General features: G+C 46.6%; 4 protein-coding genes and 1 pseudogene. 4 read left to right on the forward strand and 1 reads right to left on the reverse strand.

Going from position 1 to position 7,809, the window contains the following annotated elements:
* A pseudogene (locus tag HEQ50_RS12145) lies at window positions 1-1,337 on the reverse strand (restriction endonuclease subunit M); the annotation flags it as partial.
* 158 nt (window positions 1,338-1,495) lie between these two features.
* On the opposite strand from HEQ50_RS12145, the gene pglZ reads away from it, so the two are divergent.
* From pglZ to arsC, 4 genes are all read left to right on the forward strand, one after another.
* Window positions 1,496-4,033 carry a BREX-1 system phosphatase PglZ type A gene (gene pglZ / locus HEQ50_RS12150; RefSeq protein WP_168900762.1) on the forward strand — a complete coding sequence of 846 codons (2,538 nt, stop codon included), beginning with the start codon at window positions 1,496-1,498 and terminating at the stop codon, window positions 4,031-4,033.
* 42 nt (window positions 4,034-4,075) lie between these two features.
* Window positions 4,076-5,410, forward strand: a complete 1,335-nt coding sequence (locus HEQ50_RS12155) for a replication-associated recombination protein A (RefSeq protein WP_168900763.1) — start codon at window positions 4,076-4,078, stop codon at window positions 5,408-5,410.
* A 409-nt stretch (window positions 5,411-5,819) separates the two neighbouring features.
* Window positions 5,820-7,208 carry a branched-chain amino acid transport system II carrier protein gene (gene brnQ / locus HEQ50_RS12160; protein ID WP_168900764.1) on the forward strand — a complete coding sequence of 463 codons (1,389 nt, stop codon included), beginning with the start codon at window positions 5,820-5,822 and terminating at the stop codon, window positions 7,206-7,208.
* Between the two features lie 56 nt (window positions 7,209-7,264).
* Window positions 7,265-7,675: an arsenate reductase (thioredoxin) gene (gene arsC, locus HEQ50_RS12165; protein ID WP_168900765.1), complete on the forward strand. Its 411-nt coding sequence runs from the start codon at window positions 7,265-7,267 to the stop codon at window positions 7,673-7,675.
* Window positions 7,676-7,809: the final 134 nt, after the last annotated feature.

A 7,809-nucleotide genomic window follows, 5' to 3' on the forward strand; every position in this document is an offset into this window, starting at 1 on the left:
CCCGGAATCTTCGCAAAGTTCGCTTGGTTAGTTCGATAAAGGTAGTCAACATTTTCATTCTTAACAGCGTCCAGATAAGCATCTTCTTTCCTCTGTTGCGAATCGAATTCGACTAGACGCTCATATGTCCCAATGTAATTATCATTAGTTTGATGTTTAAAAACAAAGGTGGTGGACTGAACAACTTCGCCTCCAATTTCTTCAAAAGCACGTGTTCCCAGATGCGCCATATTGATTAAAGTATCATTTTTCAAAACCTGTCTTAGCTTTTCAAAACTGGATAAAAACATCCAAGAATGTTGTGTGATCATGGCATAATAACCGTCGGGGATGGTCAATGCTCGTAGTCGTTCCATGAACACAGCAAATAAGTCTGACTTGCTATTAGGGAAATACTTCTTAACGTACTTCCCCAACACGGCATCCATTTTTCCAGATCCCATATATGGTGGATTCATTGCGCCAATAGTAAATTCCTTTGTCAACACTTTACCGACAGCAATAAATTCTCGCAATCTTGCCTGATTTTCAGCTAAGAAGATCGTATCTAGAGACAGTTGACCAGTTTCCACATTTTGTTCGGCAATACGCTCAACAACCGGCCAATCAAGGTCATTATCGAATTGAATGAGCGAGCCATACTCGTTACCAAAGCGAAACTTATCGAGTAAAGTATCCAGCTGCTTCTTTTCGTCATCAGACTGAATCAGCACTTGAAAATCATCACTGGTTAAATCTCCAGATTCTGGAATGTCAAAAACATTTGGCCGAATATTTAATGTTAAAAAGCGCCGATTCGCTTCACGTGCCTTCATCATTAACGAGAAGTAAGCTAACTGAAATGCACGTGTGTCAATATCCACCCCGTAAAGATTCTTTTGAACGATTAGCTTCGCAGCATCCCGCCGCGAGTAGCCTTCGCTTTCATAAATCTGCATGAAGACTTCGAATGCGTATATTAAGATGTGGCCCGATCCCATTGCCGCATCGATTAACGTAATATCTTCGATGGAAGTTGACGCCAATTTTTTTGAGTTATCTTCCAATACAATCTGTGTAGATTGTTCAGCTGCTGGCATAAAGTAACGCCAGCCAAAGCTGCTAGCGATTTCTTTTGCTGAGCGCGCATCACCTTTTGCTTGGAGTACCTCGACCCAATAGCGACCTAGAGAGTTTTCAACCATGTACTTGACGATCCAGTCGGGCGTGAATAATTGTGTCACTGCAGGAATGTCAGATTCAAGATACTTTTTCTTTTTGAAAGCTCGATCTTTCGGCTCCGTATTATAGTACTGATACAGCCACCCAATAATCTCCACCTGACCACCGACGGCCACGTTGAAATCATCCTCGCTGATGTCCGTAATTAAATGCTGAATCACCCCATCATGATAGCTTGGAGTGAACAATAAATTTCACAAATTATACTGCAGGTCGACATGGTTTAAGTTATGATTGAACTAGACATTAAAACGGATAAAAGGGAGTAACGACCATGGCAGACGTGGATATTAATCAAATCATTACCACACTAAAAAAACGGTTCACTGATCAAAATCAGTTTGTATTCTGGTATGACGACAGCGGAGACTTTGCGGATAGTTTAGCTGAAATTCGTACCGGACTGGCGAACGTCGCGGATGTCGTGGTTATGGAACCAGGACAGCAGTTAGTAACTAAACAATATTTGTTAACCTTGCCACGGCAACATAAAACGTTGATTTATTCGCCAGCGGCTGAACCAGCATTAGACGAGGATCATTTGCGAAGTATCGTTTGGTATTCTGGGACCTTTAGCGCAGATTCTAAAGAAATTTTGCGTAAAGAGTTGGGACTACCGGATGAACTAAAACCATTTGTCCAAGACAATATGACGTTCTTCGCCAATGAGCAACGGCGACAAAGTTTTGCGCGATACGATGTAACGAGTTATCAGAAGAAGCCAGAGTTGGCCATTATGGCAGTGTTAGTTCATCTGAATCAGCCGATTGTCGACTTTTTTGATTTACTACAGGTCCTTTTGACGAAGGGGATTCGTGATAATTCGGCGTTGAAAGATTTTGAAAAATTTGGTGTTTTAGATGCCTTCTGGGCAGAAATTTCTGAACGTTTTGGCTATACAGCTTCCCATCCACGGCTAGAAGAGTTGATGACCGGCTTGTATCTAACGGTTACGTATCAGCAAATGAATAAAGATTTACCTAAAAGCGTGGCTGAATATGATTTAAGTGCTCATGCTGCTAATGTTCAGACATTAGTTCAGCAGTTCAGCAATCGTGGTAGTTTAGATAAACAAGCGGTAGATAACTTCGACAGTATTGCAGATTTAGTTTGGCGTAATATTGATGGTGATCGGCTTTTCAAGGAAACAAAGATTGATGACTTAGCCAAATCGGACATCTTTCCGCGATTTGATCAGCGGATTTTGCTTTGGATTCAGGAACGACTACAGCTTGAGGATATGGATAGTCAGCTGAATGGACAGACGGTCATTGCGGTGACGCATCAACGTTTAGAAACTCATTATGGCAGTAAGCCACGGTTCGCCCGACTTTACCGGATGATGCGGCGAGCTTGGTACTTGGTTCAAAATTCACATCGTCAGACTGAAGGTAGCCAGCAGGGTATGATCGATGACTATACTCATATTGGCTATAAGACGGATACGGATTACCGAAAATTTATGTATTATTATCAACAAGCAGGAATGCCGGAGCAATTTGCTAAGACCAAACAGCTGATTGAGTCGATCTACGTCAATAATTATCTTGATAACGCGACTTACGCCTGGAATCAAGTCTTAGACTATGCTGAAATTAATCCTAAGCAATTACAGCGAAACTTCTATCGATTTCATGTGGCTCCTGAAAAGAATCGTGTGGTGGTCATTATTTCTGATGCCTTTCGGTTTGAAGCAGCTAAGGAGCTGGAAAAGCGATTGAGTCATGAAGATCAAGTTACAGGCCTCAAAATGGACTATCTGGTCACCGGGCTGCCTTCCGTGACCTATCTTGGGATGCCGATGTTGTTGCCACATCGCCAGTTAAGCTTAAACAGTAAACTTAAGAAGCTAAGTGTTGATGGCCAATTGGCGGATAGCCTGGAGCGGCGACAAGCGCTCTTACAGAAATATAATCCAAAGAGTGCAGCCTATGCTTTAGATGATCTGAAAGACGACACCGCCAAAGAAATTCGCGCTAAGTTTACGGGACAAGAAGTTGTTTACATTTATCACAATCAAGTGGATGCCATTGGTGATAATAAAAAGACTGAGGACGACGTGTTTCGAGCGACTGAGGAAGCCATTGATGAAATTCAACGGTTAATTACGCGCTTACGAACACAAGGCATTGTTCAAATCTATGTGACGGCTGATCATGGTTATATTTATCGCAATGATCAACTCAAAGAAACGGATAAGATTGAAGTTCCTAAAGAAGATGCGGAACAAAAATCACAGCGTTACTTACTTTCGACGCGTCAGTTTGATCTACCCGGAGTTAGCCACCAAGAGTTACGCGATATTTTAGCTAATGATGATCAGGGTAGGGTTTATTATCCGACGACAGCCAACGTTTTCAAAGCTGTTGGATCATTTAACTATGTTCATGGTGGGGCTTCGTTACAAGAGATGTTAGTCCCATTGCTGGAAGTGAAAACCACCTCGAGTCGTTCTGCGGCCCACGATGTTGAGTTGGAACTGTTTAGTATGAATCGACAAATTACGTCGTTAACGGTACCCTTGGTGGTTCGACAATCCGCAGCGATTAGTTCAACGGTGATTCCGGCAGAATTCAAACTGTATTTTGTCAATGAACAGGATCAGCAGATCTCGGGACAAACTATGGTCAATGCCAATAGTCGTTCCGTTTCCGTAAAGGATCGCATGCAAAATGTTCAAGTGGTTCTTGCAGATCATGTGTATGATAAACAACAGAATTATTATCTGGTGATTGAGAATATGAATAATGGTGAGAAGACGGAGACGCCGTTTACCATGGATATTGCCGATCTAAACGATTTTGATTTCTAGTTGAATTTAGCTGTATCATTAACCTAAAAGGTGGTGATTCTCGTGGAGCAAGAATCGTTGTTTGCCAATCAACAGAATACGCCGTTAGCCAGTCGGGTGCGGCCACGGTCGTTGGACGACTTTGTGGGGCAAACGCATCTGTTGGGGCCTGGGAAGATTCTCCGCGAACTCATCGAAAACGATGAGGTGTCCTCGATGATTTTTTGGGGACCGCCGGGTGTCGGCAAGACCACGTTGGCGGAGATTATTGCCCGTCAGACGCAAGCAAAATTTCTGCGCTTCAGTGCGGTCGACAGCAGTATCAGTCAGATTAAAAAGATTATGAAACAGGCTGGTAATGACCTTGCCGTGGGCGAGGAGACGATTGTCTTTGTCGATGAAATCCACCGGTTCAACAAGGCCCAACAGGACGCCTTTTTGCCGTACGTCGAACGGGGCAGCATTGTCCTGATTGGCGCGACCACGGAGAATCCGTCATTTGAAATTAACTCCGCGCTGTTGTCGCGTTGCAAGGTCTTCGTGCTCAAGGCGTTGTCGACCGAAGATATTGAACAGTTGCTCACCAACGCCTTGGCCAGTCCCAAGGGTTTCAAGGGCAAGGTCACGATCGGGGCCAATGAGCAACGGGCCATCGCTGAATTTGCCAATGGGGATGCGCGGAGTGCCCTAAATACGCTAGAAATGGCCGTGCTCAATGGCAATAAGCAGGGCGATCACGTGACCGTGAACATGGATGACCTGAAACAACTGATTTCCCAGAAATTCGTGCTCTATGATAAGACGGGTGAGGAACACTACAATATTATTTCTGCGCTGCATAAATCCATGCGCAACAGCGATCCCGATGCCGCTATCTACTGGCTGTCGCGCATGTTAGAGGGTGGGGAAGATCCCCTCTACATTGCGCGGCGACTGGTGCGGTTTGCCAGCGAAGACATTGGGCTCGCCGATACCAACGCGTTAAACGTGGCGGTGAATGTTTTTCAGGCCTGTCAATTCTTGGGGATGCCAGAATGTGACGTTCATTTGACAGAAGCCGTCACCTATCTGGCGTTGGCCCCCAAGTCGAATGCCATCTATAAGGCGCGGTTGGCGGCGAAACGCGATGTCAAGGAGACCCGCGACGAACCGGTCCCACTACAGATTCGCAATGCGCCGACCAAGTTGATGAAGGACTTGGACTACGGCAAGGACTATCAGTACGCTCATGATACCAAGGATAAGTTGACCACCATGCAGACCCTACCGGATTCGCTGGTGGGGCACGAATATTATCAGCCAACGGATCAGGGACGGGAGAATCTGTTCAAGAAACGTCTGGATTACGTCAAAAAGTGGCGCCGAGATCATCGTCAGAATGATCAGGCGGATGATTAAAGAAATTGTGTCAGGCAGATTTGCCGAAAAATCACGCGGATTTCTCAATAGTAATTTTTAAATTAGAAAATAATTAAATTTAACATTGATTTTTCACTTATTGCCGACTATAATACAATCAATATTTAAAAACGTTGAGGAAAAAAGTAGCCGGCGTCGCGATGCCCAGTGAGTCACGTTGAGTGGAAAGTGACCATCAAGCGCCGGTGAAAATCAATTCCGAGTTCGATGCTGATATGTAGGCAATCGTGGTGGCCACCATTACTTGGCTAGCGGATGTTTGTCCGTGATGAGTGAGGTGGGTGACCGCCTCAAAAAGGTGGTACCGTTCTACTTGTAGAGCCCTTTTCCCGTAGTGGGAGAAGGGCTCTTTTGACGTTTAAACTTAAAAAGTTGTGGAGGAATCAATATGGATCAGACTGTTACAGGTAAACCGCGCAAAAATTTAGGTCAATTATTAGTGGTGAGTTCCCTGATTTTTGGGATGTTCTTTGGGTCCGGTAATTTGATTTTTCCCGTTCACTTGGGCCAAATGGCGGGGAGTCATTGGTTCACGGCGGCCCTGGGTTTCGCGATCTCTGGGTCCTTATTTCCCTTGTTAGCAATCTTAGCGGTCGTCGTGACCAAGAGCGATGGCCTCTATGACTTGGCGAAGCCGGTGGGTCGGCACTACGCCGCGTTATTCTTAATCTTGGTGCATTTAACGATTGGGCCCTTCTTTGGGACGCCACGGACGGCGGCCACCGCGTATGAAATGGCGTTACAGCCATTCTTACCTAAGCGATTTGATACGGTGGGAATGTTGGTCTTCACAGGGTTATTCTTTGCCGCAGCGTACCGGTTGGCCACGCATCAGAATAATTTGGTTAAGGTGGTTGGTAAGTACCTGAACGCCGGGTTCTTAGCGATGCTGGCGATTATCTTTGTCGTCGCCTTCATCGATCCCATGGGTGGATTGGACCATGCGGCCACAACGGCTTATCAGAGTAACGCGACCATCAGTGGTTTTCTGGAAGGGTACAACACCGTGGACGCCGTGGCCTTGTTGGCACTGAGCGTGACCTTCGTCCATGCGGTTCGTGGGCTGGGTTATCACGATCGCGAATTAACGCGGTTAACGGCCAAGGCCGGCACACTCAGCATTGTGCTGGAAATCCTCATCTACTTTGGGCTGGTCTTACTTGGGGCCTTTAGTCTTAGTCAACTTACGCTATCCGCGAATGGTGCGGTGGCGCTCTCACAGATTGTGGGGCATTACTTCACGCGCTTCGGCACGGCCTTCCTCGGTGTGTTGGTGACGCTGGGCGTCTTCACCACGGCATTGGGATTGGTCACATCGTTTGCGCAGGACTTTCATAAGCTATTTCCCAAGGTCAGCTACCTCAACTGGCTACGGGTCACCACGTTCGTTTCCTTCCTGGTCGCCAATGCCGGGTTGAATACGATTATTGCCTGGTCGTTGCCCGTGTTAATGCTGCTGTACCCGTTATCCTTGGCGCTGATTCTGGTGTCCTTGACGGTGGCTAAACGGCCGTACGCCGGAGTTGTTTATAAATTGACGATTGCCTTTACCGCCGTTCCGGCCGTTTGGGATATGTTGGCGAACTCGCCTCAGGTTGTGACGAGTTGGGGACCGGTGGCGAGCGCCTTAAACGTTTATCACCAACTGGTGCCATTTGCCAGTTTAGGTCTCGGTTGGTTGGTGCCAACATTCTTAGGCTTTGTCTTAGGTATCGTTTGGGGTCACGTGCGCTACGCCAGCGAACGGGCCGGAGAGGTGGAGAATAATCGGTTGTAACGTTGTTAGGCATGGTATACTTTGAACGAAGTATTTCTCAAGGGAGGCTGCACACCATGCCACAACTTTACTTTCTCTGTACTGGAAATTCTTGTCGTAGTCAGATGGCGGAAGGCTTTGCCCGGCACTTAGCCCCACAAGATTGGCGAATCGCGAGTGCGGGCATCGAACGCCATGGCCTGAACCCACTTGCCGTAAAGGTGATGGCGGAGCAGGGCATCGACATCAGCCAGCAACACTCAACCTTGATTGACCCCGACTATCTCCGGCATTGCGATCTGGTCGTCACCCTGTGTGGCGATGCGCGAGACAAGTGTCCGATGACGCCGCCCAGTGTGGCTAAACAACATTGGCCACTGCCCGATCCCGCACAGGCAACGGGTAGTGACGATGCGGTGCTAACGGTCTTTCGTAGCGTACGTGATGAGATTGAAGTGCGGGTGAAAGAATTAATAGAAACGATGTAAGCAGAATGTAAGATGAGACGAGAAATAGGCGACTTTGAAGTGAGCCCTTAAAGTTGGACACAGAATTTACGCTGCTTGCTGGATGGTGAGTTCCCGGTACTTTTCCGGGGACTTGCCATCCAGTTTTGTTTTGA

The organism is Lactobacillus sp. HBUAS51381 (genome assembly GCF_012641095.1).
Taxonomy (GTDB): Bacteria; Bacillota; Bacilli; order Lactobacillales; family Lactobacillaceae; genus Levilactobacillus.